The 20,140-nt window shown below is 48.1% G+C and carries 20 protein-coding genes; 12 read left to right on the forward strand and 8 right to left on the reverse strand.

The features are described from left to right. The first annotated feature begins 3 nt into the window (after positions 1-3). The 6 genes from MHB85_RS02060 (at position 4) to MHB85_RS02085 (ending at position 6,432) form a co-directional block, all read left to right on the forward strand. The gene (locus MHB85_RS02060) at positions 4-771 is read left to right on the forward strand and encodes a response regulator transcription factor (protein WP_192135607.1); all 768 of its coding nucleotides are present in this window, start codon (positions 4-6) and stop codon (positions 769-771) included. Positions 772-874: 103 nt separating this feature from the next. Continuing rightward, on the forward strand, positions 875-2,170 hold the full coding sequence (locus MHB85_RS02065; protein ID WP_192135605.1) for an ABC transporter substrate-binding protein: 1,296 nt from the start codon (positions 875-877) through the stop codon (positions 2,168-2,170). A gap of 30 nt (positions 2,171-2,200) precedes the next feature. Beyond that, a complete protein-coding gene (locus MHB85_RS02070) occupies positions 2,201-2,902 on the forward strand; it encodes a hypothetical protein (protein ID WP_341072278.1) in 702 nt (233 codons plus the stop codon). Between the two features lie 352 nt (positions 2,903-3,254). Next, positions 3,255-4,169 (forward strand): carbohydrate ABC transporter permease, encoded by a 915-nt coding sequence (locus MHB85_RS02075; RefSeq protein WP_341072279.1) that lies wholly within the window; start codon positions 3,255-3,257, stop codon positions 4,167-4,169. Next, entirely contained in the window at positions 4,153-5,007 is an 855-nt protein-coding gene (locus MHB85_RS02080; protein WP_192135602.1) for a carbohydrate ABC transporter permease, read from the forward strand. Before MHB85_RS02075 ends, MHB85_RS02080 begins: the two co-directional genes overlap by 17 nt. Positions 5,008-5,094: 87 nt before the next feature. Then, positions 5,095-6,432 carry an FAD-dependent oxidoreductase gene (locus MHB85_RS02085; protein ID WP_192135677.1) on the forward strand — a complete coding sequence of 446 codons (1,338 nt, stop codon included), beginning with the start codon at positions 5,095-5,097 and terminating at the stop codon, positions 6,430-6,432. Positions 6,433-6,781: 349 nt separating this feature from the next. Here MHB85_RS02085 and MHB85_RS02090 read toward each other — a convergent pair whose 3' ends face one another. After that, on the reverse strand, positions 6,782-7,432 hold the full coding sequence (locus MHB85_RS02090; RefSeq protein WP_105601568.1) for an amino acid ABC transporter permease: 651 nt from the start codon (positions 7,430-7,432) through the stop codon (positions 6,782-6,784). Positions 7,433-7,490: 58 nt separating this feature from the next. Here MHB85_RS02090 and MHB85_RS02095 point away from each other — a divergent pair, with 58 nt between their 5' ends. Beyond that, on the forward strand, positions 7,491-7,628 hold the full coding sequence (locus tag MHB85_RS02095) for a hypothetical protein (RefSeq protein WP_188310511.1): 138 nt from the start codon (positions 7,491-7,493) through the stop codon (positions 7,626-7,628). Positions 7,629-7,655: 27 nt separating this feature from the next. Here MHB85_RS02095 and MHB85_RS02100 read toward each other — a convergent pair whose 3' ends face one another. The 3 genes from MHB85_RS02100 to MHB85_RS02110 form a co-directional block, all read right to left on the reverse strand. After that, a complete protein-coding gene (locus MHB85_RS02100; RefSeq protein ID WP_105601567.1) occupies positions 7,656-8,378 on the reverse strand; it encodes an amino acid ABC transporter permease in 723 nt (240 codons plus the stop codon). A 102-nt stretch (positions 8,379-8,480) separates the two neighbouring features. Beyond that, on the reverse strand, positions 8,481-9,323 hold the full coding sequence (locus tag MHB85_RS02105) for a transporter substrate-binding domain-containing protein (protein WP_341072281.1): 843 nt from the start codon (positions 9,321-9,323) through the stop codon (positions 8,481-8,483). Between the two features lie 39 nt (positions 9,324-9,362). After that, positions 9,363-10,091, reverse strand: coding sequence for an amino acid ABC transporter ATP-binding protein (locus MHB85_RS02110; RefSeq protein ID WP_091018388.1), 729 nt, complete (start codon positions 10,089-10,091; stop codon positions 9,363-9,365). Positions 10,092-10,571: 480 nt separating this feature from the next. Between MHB85_RS02110 and MHB85_RS02115 the strand changes: the two genes are divergently transcribed. Continuing rightward, positions 10,572-12,185: a glycoside hydrolase family 28 protein gene (locus tag MHB85_RS02115; RefSeq protein WP_341072282.1), complete on the forward strand. Its 1,614-nt coding sequence runs from the start codon at positions 10,572-10,574 to the stop codon at positions 12,183-12,185. A 152-nt stretch (positions 12,186-12,337) separates the two neighbouring features. Here the strand turns inward: MHB85_RS02115 and MHB85_RS02120 are convergent, their stop codons facing one another. Further along, on the reverse strand, positions 12,338-13,189 hold the full coding sequence (locus MHB85_RS02120; RefSeq protein ID WP_105601564.1) for an AraC family transcriptional regulator: 852 nt from the start codon (positions 13,187-13,189) through the stop codon (positions 12,338-12,340). Positions 13,190-13,445: 256 nt separating this feature from the next. Here MHB85_RS02120 and MHB85_RS02125 point away from each other — a divergent pair, with 256 nt between their 5' ends. Next, the gene (locus tag MHB85_RS02125; protein WP_017691032.1) at positions 13,446-13,907 is read left to right on the forward strand and encodes a cupin domain-containing protein; all 462 of its coding nucleotides are present in this window, start codon (positions 13,446-13,448) and stop codon (positions 13,905-13,907) included. 151 nt (positions 13,908-14,058) lie between these two features. Here MHB85_RS02125 and MHB85_RS02130 read toward each other — a convergent pair whose 3' ends face one another. From MHB85_RS02130 to MHB85_RS02140, 3 genes are all read right to left on the reverse strand, one after another. After that, positions 14,059-14,910: a hypothetical protein gene (locus tag MHB85_RS02130; protein WP_341072284.1), complete on the reverse strand. Its 852-nt coding sequence runs from the start codon at positions 14,908-14,910 to the stop codon at positions 14,059-14,061. Next, complete coding sequence (locus MHB85_RS02135) at positions 14,907-15,425, reverse strand: sigma-70 family RNA polymerase sigma factor (protein ID WP_341072285.1); 519 nt, start codon at positions 15,423-15,425, stop codon at positions 14,907-14,909. Before MHB85_RS02135 ends, MHB85_RS02130 begins: the two co-directional genes overlap by 4 nt. 278 nt (positions 15,426-15,703) lie before the next feature. Beyond that, entirely contained in the window at positions 15,704-16,531 is an 828-nt protein-coding gene (locus MHB85_RS02140) for an aldo/keto reductase (RefSeq protein ID WP_091018397.1), read from the reverse strand. Positions 16,532-16,863: 332 nt separating this feature from the next. On the opposite strand from MHB85_RS02140, the gene MHB85_RS02145 reads away from it, so the two are divergent. From MHB85_RS02145 to MHB85_RS02155, 3 genes are all read left to right on the forward strand, one after another. Continuing rightward, on the forward strand, positions 16,864-18,120 hold the full coding sequence (locus MHB85_RS02145) for a DUF445 domain-containing protein (RefSeq protein WP_341072286.1): 1,257 nt from the start codon (positions 16,864-16,866) through the stop codon (positions 18,118-18,120). Between the two features lie 357 nt (positions 18,121-18,477). Then, entirely contained in the window at positions 18,478-18,759 is a 282-nt protein-coding gene (locus MHB85_RS02150) for a hypothetical protein (protein ID WP_143786547.1), read from the forward strand. Positions 18,760-18,816: 57 nt separating this feature from the next. Beyond that, complete coding sequence (locus tag MHB85_RS02155; RefSeq protein WP_445252956.1) at positions 18,817-20,109, forward strand: lipase family protein; 1,293 nt, start codon at positions 18,817-18,819, stop codon at positions 20,107-20,109. The last annotated feature ends 31 nt before the right edge of the window (positions 20,110-20,140 follow it).

Consider the following 20,140-nt stretch of genomic DNA (forward strand, 5'->3'; position numbering starts at 1 on the left):
CGCATGTATAAAGTATTGCTTGTAGAGGATGAGACGATCATCCGTCAGGGAATGAGAGAGCTGATCGTACAAGCGTCTTCTCAGTTTCAGGTAACGGGCGAAGCATCGAGCGGCACCGAGGCGCTGGATTTTCTGAGATGTGAGGTGCCGGATGTGTTAATCACGGATATCCGCATGCGCGAAATGGACGGATTAACTTTGGCAAGCAAAGCCAGAGACATGTACCCTGAATTGCTCATGCTCATCATTAGCGGCTATGGCGAGTTTGAATATGCGCGCAGAGCGATGGAGTTCGGGGTGTTGAACTACCTGCTGAAGCCAATCGATCGCTATGAACTGGCATTATGCATACAGAAGATTCAATTGCTGCTGGATCGCAGATACGGTATTTCAACCCTTTCGATCCCGCAGCCATCTGGGAAAGCAGAACATGCTGGTGGAGATACGCGCAAGATTATCCGAGATGTGAAGGAGCACATCAAGCAACATCCCGATGGAGATTTGCGGCTTCAGACGATCGCAGATCTCGTTCACTTAAACCCTACTTATTTAAGCCAGTTGTTCAAGAACGAAATAGGTATTAATTATTCCGAATACATCACGGAGGCACGTATGGAGCGGGCCAAGTGGTTGCTGATCAACACGGGTCTCAAAATCTATGATGTGGCACGGTTATCCGGGCATCAAAGTCCCAAACATTTCATGCTGGTGTTCAAGCAGCAGGTGGGATGGACTGCTGGAGAATACCGAGACCGATTCAGTATTTCTTGAAAAACCATACCATTTCTGTAGTTGACGTGATTTATGAGGGCACGAAGCTTTCGTTATACTTTGGTTGCACCTGTATACCACAACGTCCATAAGGGGGATTTCCATGAAAAAAGCAGGACTGATACTGATGCTTGTACTCATGATGGTGACTTCAATCGCGTGCACAAGCTCCAATTCCAGCAGTGAACCTGGCAGTGCAGGCGGGGAGAATGGAGAGGTGGAGCTGAAGTTCATGATGTGGGGCAACCAGGCACATATGGATGTATACAACAAGCTGATTGATAGCTTCACCAAGGAAAATCCAGGCATCAAAGTCACGATGGAATCCGTACCTTTCGCAGAATACCAACAAAAAATTTCGGTGCTTGCTGCCGGAGGCTCTCTTCCCGATCTCGCCTGGGTATCGGAGCGAATGGTACCACAATTCAAGTCCAACCACATTCTGGCCGATGTATCCGAGTTTAAGGATGATGCACAGTTTAAGCTGGATGATTATATTCCAAGTACATTGGATTTGTTCCGTGATGGAGACCAGCTGCTGGGGCTACCTTTCTCTACACCTCCGGTGGTCATGTTTTACAATAAAGCGCTGTTCGATCAAGCCGGCCTGACGGATCCAAACACACTTGCCACCCAAGGACAATGGACATGGGAACAGTTCGAAGAATCTGCCAAGGCGATGACCAGCAAGGATGCGACCAACCGAATCTATGGAGCCAACTTTTTTCGCGACTGGAAGACCTGGGCAGTCCTCTCCTCCTACTCTTGGTCCAATGGAAGCGGTCCATTCGACGAAGGTATGACGAAGTTCACCTGGAACGATGCCTATGGCGTACAGACCTTTGAATTACTGGAGCGCATGATGTTCACCGATGAATCACATCCGAAGGCGGGCGAGCAAGTTAGCTTCGATGCGGGTAATGTGGGCATGTTCTTCGATAATTACAGCTATGTTTCCAAAGCAAGGGAGATTACGGATTTTGAATGGAGCATCGCGCCTATGCCATCCGGTTCACAAGGCAGTGTACCGATGCTGGGGCAGGCCGGATATGCCATGTTCAACGATAGCAAACATCCAGAGGAAACAAAGAAGCTGTTGAAGTATTTTGCGAGTGAGCAGGGGATTCAGGCGACAGCCACCTATTTTGTGCCTCCTCGTACTTCTGTTCTGAACTCGGATGCATTCATTCTTCAGCCGAATAACCCGAGCAAAGAGCATATTGTGCAGGCCGTCATTGATGAAATGCCGAAAGCGCGCTTAATCCCCGGCCATATCCGTTGGCAGGATATCGACAATGCGGTATTGCAGGGATTCGACCGACTGTTTGCCAAGACAGCGACAGCTGAGGATAACCTGAAACAAATGCAGGAAGAGATCCAAAGTGTGTTGCAACCCTGAGTAAGTCGATCGAAACCGGAGGTGAGAATAATGGGCAAATTCAAAGAATTACTTGAGCGGAAACCGTTGTCCCTGGTGGTCAGTCTGCCTGAAAATGAACTTGCTTTGGCTCGGGCAGCCATGGAAGAGGGGGCTGATGCACTCAAGGTGCACTATAATGTCGGTCATCGCGCCAGCGGGAATCATTTTGGCCCATTGGACAGGTATGCCGAGGTATTTCGGGCGATTCGCAGTGAATTTGGTGGTCCGCTTGGGGTCGTACCTTCCGGCAGTATAGATGGAGCACGACGGGAGGATGTGGAGCGCCTTGCTGGACTGGGTTTTGATTTCTATTCCATCTATGCACATCACTTGCCCTCCTTCATGCTGAGTGACTTGGGGCTGGACCCAACGTTTGCGATCAATGAAGAATATGATGCTTCCCTCGTAACATCGGCAGCTCACTTCGGCTTCACTGCTCTGGAGGCATCCATTGTACCTGGAAAAGAATATGGTACACCGCTCAGCTTCGCGGATGTGCTCAAGTATCGCCGTCTGATCTTGCAAGCCCAGGTTCCGGTATTGGTTCCTTCCCAGCGAAAGCTGGTACCGGAGGATGTTCGGGTGCTACGCAATACCGGGGTCAAAGCGATTATGCTTGGAGCAGTTGTGACAGGCAACACGGAGGAAGAGCTGCGAAGGGCTGTGAACGGGTTCCGCAATGCGGTGGACAGTCTGAACGGTCCGGACTAATTAGGGAAAGTCACGTGTATCATGGGGGACACCCTATGTTAGCATCCAGTCGTTCTAACGAATCGAGCACATGTTATTCGCGTCCATTTGTACGGATCTAAAATTTAAGGAATCAGAGAGACGATATTTCGTCCATTTGGTCGATTTTCATGGTTCTGGCGACATTTTATGGAGATATAACATGACTGAGATTCGTTACCCGGTGCATTCTTTAAAAACTTGCCTTATTAAGATGCAGTAGATTCGTTAGCCCTTGGAGCGAGGGAGATCATACCTTTTGAGACAACACCTTATATAGAATGGTCACAGAGTTCAGCTTCGGAGGAAATATGATTAAAAGGAGGGCCTGATTGTGACCCATCCACACAAGCGCAAAAGAAGGGGACCGCTCGCCAGAGAGGCCCAGATCGCGGGGTGGCTGTTTGTATCGCCGATGGTGCTTGGGTTTACCCTGCTGCTGTTATTTCCCATGGGTCTCGCGTTATACATGAGCCTGACCGATTGGCCGCTGCTGGGGGATCATCATTTTATTGGACTGGAGAATTACCGGAATATTATGACAGACACCATGTTCTGGAAAGTGCTCGCCAATACAGTTTATTTCACAGTGGGGCTGGTCCCGCTTAATATTGTGCTCGCCCTGCTGCTTGCTTTGTTATTATCCAGAAATCTGCGGGGGATCGGAATTTTTCGAACAGCAATCTTTGTTCCAGTCATGACTTCACTGATCGTATGGGCCATCGTGTGGAAGCTGATGTATGCAACAGAATCAGGATTGATTAATCAGCTTCTCTTGATGACGGGCATCAAGGGTCCGGCCTGGTTATACAATGAAGATTTGGCAATGCCGGCAGTGATTGTGACCAGTGTGCTGAAAAATGTAGGTCTGAATATGGTGCTGTTCATTGCAGCCATTCAGCAGGTACCGCGTTCACTGTACGAAGCAGCAACATTGGACGGTGCGGGCAGAAGGGGAACCTTCTTTCACGTTACACTGCCTATGATTACACCAACGGTGTTTCTGACTGTGGTCATGACCGTGATTGGTTCACTCAAAGTATTCGGACAGATCTATGTGATGACACAGGGTGGGCCGAGTAACAGCACAAAGGTATTGGTTTATTATATCTGGGAAAAAGCATTCAAACTATTCCAGTTCGGCTATGCTTCTGCTCTCGCATATGTGCTGTTCTTCATCGTACTGATCCTGACGCTGCTGCAATGGCAGCTCCGAAAGAGGTGGGTATTCAATGAAGGCGATGCCTAGTCCTTCGGGGAGGAAGATAGGAAGTACCCTTGGGACGTATTTGCTGCTGACACTGATTTCGCTAATCATGATTGTTCCGTTTATCTGGATGATATCGACATCATTCAAGGAGCCCCAGGGCATATTCACCTATCCACCACAGTGGATACCGGAATCATTCCGATTTCAGAACTACATCGATGTCTTCCAATTGATTCCGTTTCACCGTTTTTATTGGAACAGTATCTACATTTCTGCTTTGGTTGTGCTGGGAACCGTATTTTTTGCTTCTCTCGCCGGTTATGCATTTGCCAAAATTCCGTTTAAGGGACGTAATGTGGTATTTCTCATCCTGCTGAGTGCCATGATGATTCCCCATGAGGTGACGGCGATTCCGATGTTCCTGTTCATGCGGCAGCTGGGGTGGATTGATACCCATCTTCCGCTGATACTACTGCCAATCTTTGGCGCGGGCGGTGTGTTTGGCATCTTTGTGATGAGGCAGTTCTTCATTACGGTGCCAACGGAACTGGAGGAAGCGGCGATGATCGACGGCTGCAACCGATTCCGAATATATGCGCGAATTATGCTGCCTATTGCCAAGCCAGGTATGGCTACGCTGACGATCTTCACGTTTGTGACGATCTGGAATGAGTTCTTCGATCCGTTGATTTTCATTAACTCGCGTGATCTAATGACGCTGCCGCTTGGATTATCTTTGTTTACAGATGAGGTCGGCACAGCCTGGCAATATCTGATGAGCGCCACCGTTATGGCGACCTTGCCACTTTTAATTGTTTTTTTCCTGGCACAACGGCGCTTCATTGAGGGGGTTGCCATGACGGGACTGAAAGAGTAAGCCATGAAATACGTGCAAAGGCGAGCAATACGTACAATACGTACAATAGAACGGAAGGAGGGACAACATTTGCATGAACGGATGAGCATGAAAAAGGAAGAAGCAGATGTCGTTATTGTGGGAGGGGGCCCTGCGGGAATAGCGGCAGCCATTGCCGCTGGACGACAGGGTGTCCGCACAGTGCTGGTGGAGCGATACGGATTCGTTGGTGGGATGTCCACTGCCGCTATGGTCTATCCCTGGATGACTTTCCATACGGAACGTGGTGAGCAGGTCATTAAAGGTATTGCACAGGAAATTGTGGATCGTTTGCAGATGCGTGGCGGCTCCCCGGGGCATTTGCGTGATACGGTTGGATTTGTGCACAGTGTCACGCCGTACCATCCAGCCATCTTTCAGGTGGTTGCGGCAGAGATGTTGCAGGAGGCTGGTGTCCGGCTGTTATTGCACAGCTTCGTGGATGAAGTGGTCGTTGGGGATGATCGGGTGAAAGCGGTGCGAGTGACAAACAAGTCTGGACGAAAGGAGTTTCAGGCGAACGTATTCGTGGATGCAAGCGGTGATGCGGATCTGGCTTATCTTGCAGGGGCTTCGGTGGCGAAGGGGAGAGATGGCGATAACCAGTCTCAGCCGATGACCATGAAATTTCGCATGCGTGGTGTGGATCTTGGACGAGTGAAGCAATACATGCAGGAGCATCCGGAGGATTTCTATGTGAAAACGCCTTTTGCAGAGCTGGACAGTATTCCGTTAACCGGGGTGAGCGGCTTCTATTCCCAATGGAAAAAAGCGGGTGTGCCGATTAATCGCGACCAAGTGCTGTTTTTTACCGGACCGGCTGACGATGAAGTGCTGATTAATTGTACCCGGGTGCAGGGACTCGATGCGACGGATGCCGAGGATCTGACCTCTGCTGAACAGGAAGGGAGGAAGCAGGTACTGATGATCGCTGAGTTTTTGCAACGTGATGTGCCTGGATTCGAACGGGCTTCCATCTCAGCGGTAGCACCTCAGATTGGTATCCGTGAATCCAGGCGAATTATAGGTCATTATGCGTTGACCCAGGCGGATGTGGTCGCAGGACGGAAGTTCGAGGATGTGATTACCAGAAGCGGTTATCCGATTGATATTCATGACCCTTCGGGTCAAGGTGTTGTGGCTGCCTTTATAGAAGGAGATGGGGCGTACGATATTCCGTATCGCTGTCTGATCTCTCGCAATATCCGCAATCTGCTGGCGGCAGGACGCTGCATCTCCACCACACATGAGGCGCATGCAACGACAAGGCTGACGCCAAGCTGTATGGCTACCGGGGAGGCCGCCGGGACAGCAGCTGCACTAACCGTGAAGATGAAGCTTGATCCGGTGGGACTGCCAATTGAGCTGCTACAGGCGGAATTACGTCACAACGGAGCGGCGATCTAGCTGATGAGCTGATTGTGGGCAAAATTGGGCGGATTGGACTAAGTATTAGTCTTGGGAGCGGCATGAATCATTAATAGTAGGCGTGGATGTTTATTTAATTTGCGGATGGCATTAGTTTTAACGAACCTGAGACGTCTAATTTGTGGCTATAAGTCGAAATGAAAAATGTAACGAATCTCAGTGAAGTTATTTTACTCAAAAACCTGAAATACGGCGTAATAGCGGGATGAATCGGATGAATAGAGCGTCTACGATTCGTTAGATTAGAAACTGTCCTCAAAATGACTAAATAAGCTTCCCACGGTTCGTTAGAACATCGGTGGGAAGCTCGTTTCATTCATTCAGTCAATCAATTCATCCGTGCCTCAAGTCGTCTTGCGACAATGGACAGCGCGTAGTTGATCACAAAATACAATACGGCTGCGAGCAGCAGGGCCGGGATAATATAATCAAAACTTTGACCGCCAAGGATCTGCACGTTGTGCATCAGCTCCGGCAGAGAGATGATGATCGCCAGTGAAGTATCCTTTAGGAGTGAGATGAATTGGCTGACCATCGGCGGGGACATGCGGCGTAGCGCCTGTGGCATGATGATGCCACCGAGGGTCTGCATGTAGCTCAGGCCGGAAGAACGGGCAGCTTCCACCTGACCGCGCTCAACGGATTTCAGACCGCTACGGACGATTTCGGCAATCATCGCGCCTTCAAACAGACTCAGTCCAACAACTGTGGACCAGAAGACGGACATTTTAATCCCGAGCTGTGGAAGTACCATGTGAATGAAGAAAATGATGAGCAACAGCGGCAGATTCCGAATCGTATCCACGATCACCGCCACGATCTGTGACAGAACAGGGATGCGAGTAAACCGGACCGTACCCAGCACGGTGCCGAGTATGAAGCTGAATACAATGGATAGCCCTGCTACCTGCAGGGTGATCAGGAATCCGTGAAGCAGGAAACGAAGGTTGGGCCACGCATAGGCCCCGCTAAAGTCCATATTTTATTAGCCTCCTTCTGTATGCAGGAATGGAATATCGAAGATCAATAGATGGGGCATGGACTGTGTACAAAGCAACTCAAGCACCGTAGCAGTGAATTACAATATGCACTGTGACATGATCACCAATGCCAGCAAAACACAGACGATCCAGTACTCATTTAAACCACATGGGCAAGCCAATATATTTCCCTAAAAACCTGAGCTGGTACAAGTTAATCTGTTACATGGTGACCTGACCTGCCGATTTGTTCTTCTTCGTTTTGCCCTTGGTGTTGCGAGCCTCTGCATCGCTCTGTCCAAACCTGCGCTCCATATAATGCACCAGAAAGCTGAGTGGTAGAGTCAGCACCAGATAGAACAGGGCAACAATGGTGTACACACTTAGCGGCTGGAACGTATCCGAGTTAACCAAGTCGGCAAAATACATAAGATCCATTCCGGCAACAACGGCAAGAATAGATGAGTTTTTGACCAAATTGATGAACTGGTTGCCGATGGACGGCAGTACAATCTTGATGGCCTGGGGCAGAATGATCAGATTCATGGCCTGTACATAGGACAAGCCGGAAGACCTTGCTGCTTCCAGTTGTCCGCGCGGCACCGTCTGAATGCCCGCTCGGATCGCTTCGGCAATGAAAGCGGCGGTGTAGATGGTCAGACCCAGAGTACCGGAGACAAATCCATCCAGCGAGATGCCTAGTGCAGGCAGTCCGAGATAGAAGAAAAACACAACCAACAGCAAGGGGATGTTTCGGATAAATTCCACAAAAGCCGTGCCAATCCAATTCAGCGGTTTCACAGGGGATATCCGAAAGATCGCCAGGATCGCGCCAAGGATAAAGCTGCCAATGAGAGCCATAATGCTCACTTGAATGGTATTCATGAACCCTTCCAGAAAACGATCCGAGTGTCGCATCAGTACGCTGAAATCCAATGTGCCCATATAGGCAAAGCCTCCGTTCTCCAGATGTAGAAACGGCGATTACGTCTGCTCATGCATCGCATCCAGCAGACGAATTCGCCGCGTGCTCATCATTAATCGGGGTTACTCGGGCTTTGAGCCCAGCCATTTCTCATGTAATGTGTCATATTCCCCGCTGTCTTTCATGCTTTTGAGCAGCTTGTTGACTTCTTCCACGAAGGCGGTGTCGCCTTTGCGAATGGCCATACCATAAGGTTCACTTGTGAAATTGCCACCAACCAAATGGAAACTGTTATCCGTCTGTTGCATGCCGATGAGGATGATGTTATCTGTGGTCAGCGCTTCGCCTTTACCTGCTTTGAGAGCAGTGAATGCATCCTGATAGTTATCGAATTCAAGGACCTCAGCATCCGGGGCTTTCTCGCGAATGTTCTGAGCGGATGTGGAGCCTTTCACCGCGAGTACTTTCACCCCGCTGAGGCTTTCCAAGCCGGTAATTGCACTGTCGTTTTTCACCAGCAGGGATTGGCCTGCCTCGAAATAAACATCACTGAAATCTACCTGTTCCTTACGCTCATCCGTAATTGTCATTGTGGCAATGATGATGTCGATGTCTCCATTTTGCAGCATGGGAATGCGGGTTTTGGAAGTGACCTCTTTCAGTTCGACCTTTGTCTCATCTCCAAGGATCTGTTTGGCGAGTGCCTTGGCGATATCAATATCGAATCCTTCAACGTTGCCACTTGCGGGATCTTTCAAGCCAAACAGCTTCGTATCGTATTTCACACCGGCGATGAGCTTGCCGCGTTCCTTAATCTGCTCTATTGTTCCTTTGGCTACGGCATCTCCGCCAGAACCGCCACTACCGCCGCTACTGCTATTCTCCTCACCTGTACTGCAACCGGACAATACAAGCGAGAGAATGAGGATAAGCATAAATGATGGCCATTTCAATAATTTCTTCATGAATAAAGACCCCTTTCAAAATGGAATAGTGGATTATTCTCAATGATGAATCAGACGGCTCAGGAATTGCTGTGCTCGTTCTTCTCTGGGGTTGTCAAAAAATTCAGCAGCGTTGGCCTCTTCTACAATTCGGCCTTCGTCCATGAAGATGACCCGGTCCGCAACTTCGCGGGCGAATCCCATCTCATGGGTAACAACGACCATGGTCATGCCATTATGGGCAAGGGAACGCATAACATCGAGGACTTCCCCGATCATCTCGGGATCGAGAGCAGAGGTAGGTTCGTCAAAAAGCATGATTTTGGGCTCCATGGCGAGTCCTCTGGCGATGGCTACCCGTTGTTGCTGTCCACCGGACAACTGGGAGGGATAACTGTCTGCTTTGTCGGCAATGCCCACCCGGGTCAGATACTTCATTGCTGTTGCGGCTGCCTGTTCTTTGGGTTGTTTGCGCACCTTCATGGGTGCAAGGGTAATGTTATCGATGACTTTTTTGTGAGGATAAAGATTGAAGTGTTGAAATACCATGCCGATGTCACGGCGGAAGAGGTTAATGTCCACCTTTTTCTGATGTAGAGGGACCCCACTGACAACAAGTTCGCCTTCGGTAATGGTCTCCAGGCGGTTAATACAGCGGAGTAATGTGCTTTTGCCGGAGCCGGAAGGTCCGATAATGACGACGACTTCTCCTTCTTCAATGTGAAGATGGATATCCTTGAGGACATGAAAATGACCGAAATGCTTCTGGACACCCCTAAATTCAATCAAGAGTACACCCCATCCTTTCTGCAACGTCTGTGTGTAAAAGGGAGAATAAGGAATAAATTGAAACTAGTTATTTAATCATACATAGTCATCCTGCTTATGGCAATTGGTTTGTGATAAAACATGACATAAGTAATAGGTTGCCTAGGGCTATAGCCAGAAAATATGTTATATATCTGTCATGTTATTAAATGCCTTGTGACGAATCCTGACAGAAAAATGAATCTATTCTCCTAGTTGCTTTCCAACCTTTGGAATAGTTGTATAGAGTATACTGAAAGTGATGTTTGATTTATGACTCTGATTAACAAAACAAATAGCATCAAGTTCCACGTGTACATGGCAAGAAAGCTCAACCCTACATGTCATGCCATTGATATGATGGAGCGAGAGAGCGTCCGTTTGAACGCAAGTAAGGAAAGTAAAAGCAATGTATTGATCCCATAACAATTCCATTACATGTAGAGAGGATGATTCTGCACGATGAATACATATCACTCCCCAATGTCGACAGGAGCAAGTGCCCAGTCCGATGTTCGAGATTATGAAGCCAATTTGCCTGTCATTCCTGCTCAGGATTTTCAGCTTACAGACTATGGAGCTGTTGGAGACGGCGTAACAGATAATACGGAGATGTTCCGACTTGCCATCGCTTCGTGTGCTGAAGCAGGAGGTGGAAGAATCGTAATTCCTGCCGGGGTATGGCTCACAGGTCCGATTGTAATGCGCAGCCGTATCGAACTACATGTGGAAGCAGGGGCACTGGTTACATTTAGCCGAGATTTTGATCAATACCCATTAATTGCATCAAGCTTCGAAGGCTGGCAGGTGGTACGCTGCCAATCCCCGATCGATGGAGATCAACTGGAGGATATTGCGATTACTGGTGAGGGGATATGGGATGGGGGCGGGGAGGCATGGCGTCCGGTAAAACGCTCCAAAATGACCACTTCACAATGGAACCAATTGGTCGCTTCCGGTGGTGTTGTAGAGCAATCCGGCGGAGATGAAAAAATTTGGTGGCCTACCACAGCTGCACTTGAGGGCGGCACTATCGCGAATCGATTGCATGAGGAGCAGGTACGTGATGTCGCTGCCTATGAAAAAGTCAGAGACTTTTTACGTCCCAACATGGTCAGTTTACGGAGATGTAAACGGGTATTGCTGGACGGTCCAACGTTCCAGAACTCGCCTGCATGGAATCTGCACCCCTGGGCATCTGAGCATGTCACCATTCGTAACGTGAGTGTGCGGAATCCGTGGTTTTCTCAGAATGGAGATGGGCTGGACATTGAATCCTGTCGTCATGTGGTAGTGGAGAATAGTGTATTCGATGTCGGTGATGATGCGATCTGTCTGAAATCAGGCAAGGATGCCGAAGGCCGTGAACTGGGTCTGCCATCGGAGTACATCACCATTCGGGATTGCACGGTGTATCACGGTCATGGCGGGTTTGTAATTGGCAGTGAAATGTCCGGCGGTGTGCGGCATGTGCGTGTGTCGGATTGTACGTTTATCGGCACGGACATTGGACTTCGCTTCAAAAGCGCACGTGGGCGCGGCGGAGTGGTTGAGGACATTCAGATTGAGCGCATATATATGAAAGATATCATTATGGAAGCCATCTCGTTTTCCTTTTTCTATGCAAATCAGGAAGGGTCTGCCCGGGGCAGTGATCTGTCTCAGGAGATTAGCGAAGAGACGCCGGTGTTCCGGGATATTCGAATATCGGATGTGGTCTGTGCCGGTGCTGACACTGCGTTGCTTGTGAGTGGATTGCCGGAACTGCCTTTGGATGGGGTGATCATCCAACGTTACAACGTGCAAGCTCGCAGTGGTATCCAATGTGCTCATGCAAAACATCTGCATATCGCGGAATTGCAGGCGCAGATCACCGAAGGTCCGTTGGTTCATTTGCACCAGTGTAAAGGGGCCGAATTAGAGAGCATTCAGGGCAAAGGTGCAGATGGCCGACTTCTGATGGTGACTGGACACGAGTCCGCAGGCATTGTATGTCGTGAAGGCGATGCAGAAACTGAAGGTCGTCAGATCTCTGTGGGTCCTGAAGTACGAAGTGGCGTGATCATTCGCAGGTAAAAGGTATGTAGTAGGTTTATACAAGTTGGTCCAATTCAGCCGTAGTGGCGTAGCCATAGATCCAGTAATCGCAATGCCTTTTGATACTAAGGAGTACGTAAACTCTGGAGCGAGGCTACCCACTCGGCTTTTATATGAAGTTATCTGATGATCTACCGGTGTTCCTTGCGATAGCGCAGCGGTGTTGTACCGGTAACCTGTTTGAATGTTTTGTTAAAATGAGCCGTATGCTCAAATCCTACCTTCTCAGCGATCATCTGGACACGCTCTTGTGTGGACAGCAATCTTCGTTGTGCCTCCCGGACACGAACAACACGCAAATATTCGCTAAACCGAAACCCGGTAAAACGGCTGAACATTCGGCTCAGATAGGATGGACTGATATAAAAACGATTTGCTGCACCCTCCAGCGTAAGTGGTTGGGTGTAGTTGCTGTTCACATATGTAACGATTTCACTGATTTTGTCCTGCATCGGATGCAAAGGACCGGGGCATGATTGCCGAATATCCTCCTCCACCCGATGAATACGGATCAAAAGTTGGGCAAGCAGACTTCTGACCGCAATCTCATAGTGAGGGCGTCGCTCTTTGCATTCTTGCAGCATCTGCCACAATATACGCTCCATCTCGGGCTGTTCCGCTTCAGGCAGTCGAAGGAGTCTTGAACAATTAAAAGGCAACAGACCACATATGCCAAGCTCCATCCCCGTTGCAAAAGCAGGAGAAAAACCAATTAAAATCCGTTCGAAGCCAGGAATACTTCCTTTGGAGGTGCTATGTACATCGTTTGGGTTAATCAGAATAAAATCACCCTTGCGGGCAGACAGTATCTGACCATTCATGGAATAAACGCGTTCACCTTCAAGCAGGTAATACAGTTCGTAGAATGGATGAGCGTGAGGCTGAGGCATACCGTTCCCATCATGTCTGCGCATATGTTCAATGGTAAATGAATGTTCACCGATTCGATATTTGGGTCCAATCCGATCTTCTATGAGACTCATGGTACAGCTCCCCTCTGCTTCACGGATTAACAACGATATCCATATCATAACGGAACATCCATCTTTTTGTAAACGCTATCATTGGAAATGAAATATTTCTTTAATCATATGTAAAATACCGTGAGACCGAATCTGGCATGGCCCATATGTGCTGTCAAGGTGACAAAACTTGAATGATGTTTTAGAGTAGGGGGAGAGAGGCGAAACTCTGGTTAAGGAGTGTCTCCAATATGATGTAGAAGGAAGGAAACAGGTTATGACGACACATGAATTATCGCCATTGGTTGCTGCGCTTAATATGCAGCCTCACGTTGAAGGCGGTTGGTATAAGGAAGAATGGAAGGCATCTTATCAGATTCCACAGTCCGTTCTGCCGGATACATACTCCGGCCCACGATTCTCGGCAAGTTCCACGTATTTCCTGCTACACGCACATGAAATCTCCGAGTGGCATACGGTTCTGTCCGATGAACTTTGGCTGTGGCACAGCGGCAGTCCAGTTGAACTGAAGCTGGGCGGCAACGGAGAGAACCCGGAGAACGAGGAAGTTCTTGTTCTGGGTATGGATATTGCTGCAGGTCAATCACCACAGGTGCTCGTTCCAGCCGGCGTATGGCAGACAGCACGCCCGTTGGGTGATGAGCCTGTACTGGTCACTTGCGTAGTTGCGCCAGGTTTCCACTTTGATGATTTCAAGCTGGTATCCAAAAGCGAATAGGTTTTGATATGTGAAAATCCCGATTGGAGATGCTCAGAGCATCCGAATCGGGATTTTTTGGGATTGAGCGTATTAAGTATGCTGAGGTCTATGCCTAGTTCAGGGATAGATCATTCCCTTTTGGATCAGCATCACTTTTAGCGATGACGGATCATTTGGGATTCTCGTTACTCATCCAGCTGTCCACATAAAACTCCTCATGATAATCCGGTTGCCCGGCGAGTTCTTTGAGCTTCTGTTCAGCTTCTTCAGCGGTAAGATATTCTCCAATAACTGCTGTAAACTCACCAGTGGACGTTTTGAGGAAAGAGATGTCCTCATCCGGATAGGATTCTTTAATTATACCCATCGATTCTCCAAAAGGCATTGATTCTGTGCGAAGAGAGTATACCTTCCGAGGTGTGACCGGTTTGCCATCGGAAGTCAGTTTCACTTCCAGGTATCCAGGGTTCTTGAATTCCGTTACGGCATACTGTACCCCTTCTTTTAAAACAACTACGAATCCGACGGAAGAGTCGTCTAAAATCATGGAACCATATACATCTTTTACTAAAGGCTGAGTCATGAAGTCGGCTTTGACTTTCTCTATATCCATGTAACGTGCACCGCTAAACGTGAAGAGGATACGATTCGGTGCTTCTTTGTGCACCACATTATAATGGGGTGCATCATTAGTCTGATCTTGCTCGTCGGTGCTAAAATTAATTTTAAGCGTATTTTCAGTTGCTTCTGAATCTACGGTTACCCCATCCGTAATCTTGCCGCCATCGCCGAATTGAAGGACCTGAACAATCGTTCCGACCACAGGTATTTTGACCATGGCGTTTGCGACAGTAGGAATGTTGATAATGAGCAGCAAAGCGGCACATGCTGCCAAACTGGAAGCGTAGCGAATGATACGGGATGAGCTTTTGCGAGCGGCAGCCTTTTGCTGGGCACGATGAATAACATCTGGAAGTTGAGCTGGAATTTCAATGTTTTCATAACGTTCTTTACTAGTCATAGATCTCCAACCTCTCCTTCGATTAAATCCATTTTTAATTTGTTGATAATCCGATAGAATTTTGACTTCACGGTATTCTCTGACAGGGAGAGCACTTCAGCGATCTCTCGAAAACGCATATTACCAAAAAACTTTAATATAATGTAGGCTCTATCTTCGGGTACGAGTCGATCCAGTGCATCATACAGATCCATTTTCTCTTCCACGGATGCCCCTCGCTCTGGAGCCACAAACTCCTGCGCATGATCCTCCATATAGGTAAATCGCTGGTTGCGTCGAATATGATCTATCGCTGTGTTAATCACAATTCGTGACATCCAGGAATCAAAATAAGTCATGGAGTCCATCTTTCCATAAGCGATGAACCCTTTATAGACCGCTTCGGATACGATATCCAGCGCTTCTTGTTCATTTTTAACATAGCAGTATGCCAGTCGATATAATTTATTTTGAATCTCTGTTATTTTTTCGCTGAACTGTTCTTCTTTTGTCTTTCTATGGTTCAGTCTTATCACTCCTGATCCCCCCATGATAAACCTAAATATTCAAGTCACCGCTCGTTCCAGGCCTGGATTCTATATAAGTGCTTGAGTTCGCTTTACACTCGTTAGACTGATGAGGAGATCAAATAGTTCTAAACTGTCAAAAAAACTTTTTTTGGGCACAGATTCGGTACTGAATAGCTGTCCTCGCCTCCATTCTTAACTACGAATAGATTGCCTATAACATCACATGACAAAACACCCGCTCTTCTGAGATCGAAGGCGGGTGTAATCGAATTATGATGTTTATATTAAAAATTAAAGTTGTCGGGATCGGAACCAAAGCGTTTGTTCTCGTTCAGTCCGTTAATCTGCTCTACTTCTTCCGGAGTTAACTCAAAATCGTAGAGATCGGCGTTCTCGCGAATACGCTCAGGCGTGACGGATTTTGGTATGGTCACGATGCCGTTCTGCAGATCCCAGCGCAGAATGACTTGTGCGGGGGATTTGCTGTATTTGGCGGCGATGTCCTGAAGTAACGGATGATCCATCAGATGACCTTGTCCGAGCGGAGACCAGGCTTCGATCTGAATCTGATGTTTGTTGCAATACTCACGAAGCTCCGATTGAATCAAAAGTGGGTGAAGCTCCACCTGATTAACCGCTGGTTTGACCGTGGCATCGATCATCAAGTCTTCCAGATGGTGAATCTGGAAGTTGCTCACACCGATCGCTCGGATGCGTCCTTCTTTATGGAGTTTCTCCAGTGCTCTCCATGTATCTTTGTACTTGCCCTTAACCGGCCAGTGGATGAGATAGAGATCCAGATACTCCAGCTCGAGTCGTTCCATGCTGGCTTCGAAGGCAGCTAGCGTGGATTCATATCCCTGATCACTATTCCATACTTTAGTGGTAATGAACAGATCCTCACGAGCTACTCCAGATTCACGAATACCCTGAGCGACACCTGCTTCGTTGTTATACGCTTTGGCTGTGTCGATGCTACGATAACCAGCTTGAATGGCTGTTTTGACAGCATGAACGACTTCGTCTCCGTCTTTAACTTTGAATACCCCAAAACCTAGCCATGGCATTTTGACTCCGTTATAGAGCGTGGTTGTGTCCTGCACGTGTTTCATGGTCCGAAATTCCTCCTCTGATTGATTCATTGTTCCACTATGTAATTACCCTGCTGTTCAGCAGCCAATCGATATCGAAGGGCCGTTATGATTGATTATACTAAATTATTCCTGGTATAGGAAAAGGGAGCGGTACGTTTACGACGTAAACACCGCTATTATCCTTTTTCTTCAACCAGAGGTTTGGTTTTGACGCTTGTGGGTGATAAGATGAAGTATACGAAATATGGAAGTCAAGACTTTGTAATTGGAGAGTTTACATAAGAACAGACGAAGTACGGAATTGGGTACAGACCAGACCGTACGACTAACGATAAAGGAGCAAGAATACAATGGCTAAACCTAAACAAACCAAAAAAGCAGCAGCCTGGTCTCTCGTGGTAATGGGAGCAGGATTTGCTGCATCCTTGCCGTTCCAGGGCGTTCCCGTGGGCAAGTTGCTGGTAGGATCATTTGAAGCGGGACTTGTGGGTGGACTTGCGGACTGGTTCGCCGTTACCGCATTATTCCGGCACCCGCTCGGCATTCCCATTCCACACACGGCATTGCTGCCGAAAAATCGGGATAAAATGACGGAAGGTCTGGTCTCCGCAGTAGAGAATAACTTGCTCAACAAAGACAGCATTACCGAGAAAATTGCAGATTTCAAAGCAGCAGAGACAGTGCTCGATACGTTGACACGTGAGCTTCACAATGACGGAATCAAGACCATGATTGATACGCTCTGCAAACGAATTCTGGCTGGTCTGCCGTTAGAGCAGATTGCTCCACTCGTAGCGGCTGAGATCAAGTCACAGGCGGGCGCTTTTGATCTGGGTCCGATTCTGGAGCGGGCTGCCCATCAGATGACAGAGCGGGGTTACGATGCCAAAGCGCTGGACTATGGACTGAAGCAAGCTGAGGAGTGGCTGGTTAAACCCGAGACGATCATGTTTTTGGGTGAAAGCGGGATGAAAGCGATCAGCGGCATTCAAATGAACGGATTGATGCAGTTTGCGATGAATGCGTTCCTTGGTTATATGAACGAGGAGCGTCTGGGTGGCATTTTACAAGGATATCTCTTCGATCGGGTAGAGGATATGAAACGTGAAGGCAGCGCTCTAAGGTATAAGGTGCTTGATATGGTACGTACCCAGACGGTGCGTCTGGCCATGAGTGAGGCTATGCAAGATGGAATCAACAGCTGGAAGAACAACATGCTGGAGGGCTGGAACGCAGAGGAAACGATGCTGAACAAACTCACCGAACTGAGAGACAAGGCGCTCGCCGCGATGGAAGATGGACAGTATGTAGATACGTATGCACTGCCAGCCATTGAGCGGGTATTGGTTGATCTGCGGGCAGATGACGAGTTGATGACAGGCATGAATGCCAAGATCGTAGATGGCGTCACAACACTGTTGGAGAAAAATCATTCCAAAATCGGTAAACTGGTACGAGAAAATGTGGACAAAATGGACAATGCCTCCTTGATCTCAATGATTGAGGATAAGGTGGGGCAGGATCTGCAGTGGATTCGGATCAACGGAGCCGTTACCGGATTTATTATCGGGATTGCGCTGACCGCTCTGCGGATGGTGCTTGAGTAGGAACATTAAGTACGGTAAAAAGGAGGGCCGCTCTAACCAAGAGCAGGCTCTTTTTGTCTTGCATAGGAAAATTATCGTGTATCTGTTGCAAGAATTAGGAAACGGGGTAATGTACACCAAAGTACCCTGAATGAATCATATAGGAAGAAAGTTACATGAAAACGATTCTGTTAGCCGATATGGCTCATGTTGATTTTGTACTATGATGCAGGTAACAGATGAATAGGGTGTGCTTCACATATGGTGAACACCCTGATTCTACCCAGAGGAGGAATCCGTATTAAACGTGCAGGATGGTTGAAGGGTTTATTCACACTAATGATGGTGTTGACTATATTTCTGGGAGGTTGTCAGAACATGAATGCAAGTGAGAAGGAAGCGCTATACAAGGAAGCTGAAGCAACCGTAATTCAGCACTTCAAGCAGAAGTTCGAGCTGGATGTTGTGATTACAAGCAAAGAGTTGTTGCCGGAGATGGCAGTGTCCCAGATTGGGCTGAAAGGCCATGTGAAAGATCACGAAGATCAGAGTTTTGGCATTTCGTATGACTACAAAAAGAAGGTAACCAAGAACCTGGTCATTAGCCCTGAGATTGAAGAAGTGATGATGGCCAAGGGACATGATCCATACGCTAAATAAAGGGAGGTGTAGTTATTGAGTAACGGGTCCAACATTGATGATGAAACGTATAAAACGATGTCTGATCTGGCCTATCAGGATCAAAAGGCTGGAGACAAATTAACGGAACTTCCCGGATGGGAGGTCCTTGAAGGGACGGAAAGTAACAAACTTTCCGGTTTTGATGCCGTAACATTTTATAATCCTGAGACCAAGGAAGCGGTCATTGCTTATCGAGGTACAGAAGGAAGTGCGTCCCTGGATCGCTCTGTACCTGACTTTGTCATGGATGGCCGCATTGGGGGCGGAGAACTGATTCGTAAGGGCCAGCAGGAGGCCGGGAATTTTGTTGATAATCTTACGCCGGATTGGCTCGACAAAGGTGTGCAAGGCGTCAAGGATTTTACGGGCATATCCAAAGTGGAGAATTGGGCTGGTGACAGGGTAAGAGACGTGGAGAACTGGACCGGTGATCGCGTTAAAGATATTGAAAAAACCGTTTCCCCTACAGGCTGGGCCAATCAGATGTATCAATCCGAAGACTACGCAAGTCACATGCAGAACAAGCATAAAGATCTGAATTTCTCGATGACCGGACATTCCTTGGGCGGGGGAAATGCACAATATGCTTCTGCTTATACCGGAATTCCAGCCGTAACGTTTAGTGCACCATCGGTAATGGGCAATTTGACGCCAGAAATGCGTCGCCGGGCTGAAGCGGGTGAGTTCGACGGGCAGGTTGTGAACTATGCCAATCCCAGTGATCTGGTAGCCAGCGGAACGCTGGGCGGATATGATCGGCATGTGGGATCGACGTACTACATTAATTCCAATTATGAGGATGCAAACGATGGAGTGGGCATTATCGATAAAGCCAAGAACTCATTTGGCGGAGAGAACTATCACAGTCTGGATCAATATAATTTCAAAAATGGATACATATCCAATGATCTGTATGATCCGATTACTGGAGAGAGAGTCCGCTATTCACCACGCCTTATGGATCACATGGGGCCGTTCAGCAAGAACCTCGGTCCGTTAGGTTTCAGGTCTGGCGGTGGTATGGCTCTTGGGGCAGGTGCATCCGGCTTGATTCAGGTAACGCCAGAAGAACTGAAAAGTGTCGCCTCCCGGTGGAAGCAAAATGCACAGCAATGTAATGCTGAGCTGAATCAGGTACGAAGCCGAATGGCTCAATACCTGCATACAAGCCGTAGTCGCAGGCTGGAGCCCATTGTCACCCAACTGGACGCGTCGATTCAAGAACTTAGCACATGGCATATGAAACATACCAGCCAGTTCCTGAACTTTATCGATGAGAAAGCAGATGCCTTCCGGCAGGCGGACGAGAGTCCGGTTCATTTTAATTAGGAACCAGGTTGGTTAGTGTCGCTATCACGTA

It is taken from the genome of Paenibacillus sp. FSL K6-4396 (genome assembly GCF_038002525.1).
Classification (GTDB): Bacteria; Bacillota; Bacilli; order Paenibacillales; family Paenibacillaceae; genus Paenibacillus; species Paenibacillus amylolyticus_B.

Bases quoted from the DNA above. Each gene is read 5' to 3' on its own strand.
- MHB85_RS02060 (WP_192135607.1), top strand. From the start codon at position 4: ATGTATAAAGTATTGCTTGTAGAGGATGAGACGATCATCCGTCAGGGA.
- MHB85_RS02065 (WP_192135605.1), top strand. From the start codon at position 875: ATGAAAAAAGCAGGACTGATACTGATGCTTGTACTCATGATGGTGACT.
- MHB85_RS02070 (WP_341072278.1), top strand. From the start codon at position 2,201: ATGGGCAAATTCAAAGAATTACTTGAGCGGAAACCGTTGTCCCTGGTG.
- MHB85_RS02080 (WP_192135602.1), top strand. From the start codon at position 4,153: ATGAAGGCGATGCCTAGTCCTTCGGGGAGGAAGATAGGAAGTACCCTT.
- MHB85_RS02085 (WP_192135677.1), top strand. From the start codon at position 5,095: ATGAAAAAGGAAGAAGCAGATGTCGTTATTGTGGGAGGGGGCCCTGCG.
- MHB85_RS02090 (WP_105601568.1), bottom strand. From the start codon at position 7,432: ATGGACTTTAGCGGGGCCTATGCGTGGCCCAACCTTCGTTTCCTGCTT.
- MHB85_RS02095 (WP_188310511.1), top strand. From the start codon at position 7,491: ATGGACTGTGTACAAAGCAACTCAAGCACCGTAGCAGTGAATTACAAT.
- MHB85_RS02100 (WP_105601567.1), bottom strand. From the start codon at position 8,378: ATGGGCACATTGGATTTCAGCGTACTGATGCGACACTCGGATCGTTTT.
- MHB85_RS02105 (WP_341072281.1), bottom strand. From the start codon at position 9,323: ATGAAGAAATTATTGAAATGGCCATCATTTATGCTTATCCTCATTCTC.
- MHB85_RS02115 (WP_341072282.1), top strand. From the start codon at position 10,572: ATGAATACATATCACTCCCCAATGTCGACAGGAGCAAGTGCCCAGTCC.
- MHB85_RS02120 (WP_105601564.1), bottom strand. From the start codon at position 13,189: ATGAGTCTCATAGAAGATCGGATTGGACCCAAATATCGAATCGGTGAA.
- MHB85_RS02125 (WP_017691032.1), top strand. From the start codon at position 13,446: ATGACGACACATGAATTATCGCCATTGGTTGCTGCGCTTAATATGCAG.
- MHB85_RS02130 (WP_341072284.1), bottom strand. From the start codon at position 14,910: ATGACTAGTAAAGAACGTTATGAAAACATTGAAATTCCAGCTCAACTT.
- MHB85_RS02140 (WP_091018397.1), bottom strand. From the start codon at position 16,531: ATGAAACACGTGCAGGACACAACCACGCTCTATAACGGAGTCAAAATG.
- MHB85_RS02145 (WP_341072286.1), top strand. From the start codon at position 16,864: ATGGCTAAACCTAAACAAACCAAAAAAGCAGCAGCCTGGTCTCTCGTG.
- MHB85_RS02150 (WP_143786547.1), top strand. From the start codon at position 18,478: ATGAATGCAAGTGAGAAGGAAGCGCTATACAAGGAAGCTGAAGCAACC.
- MHB85_RS02155 (WP_445252956.1), top strand. From the start codon at position 18,817: ATGTCTGATCTGGCCTATCAGGATCAAAAGGCTGGAGACAAATTAACG.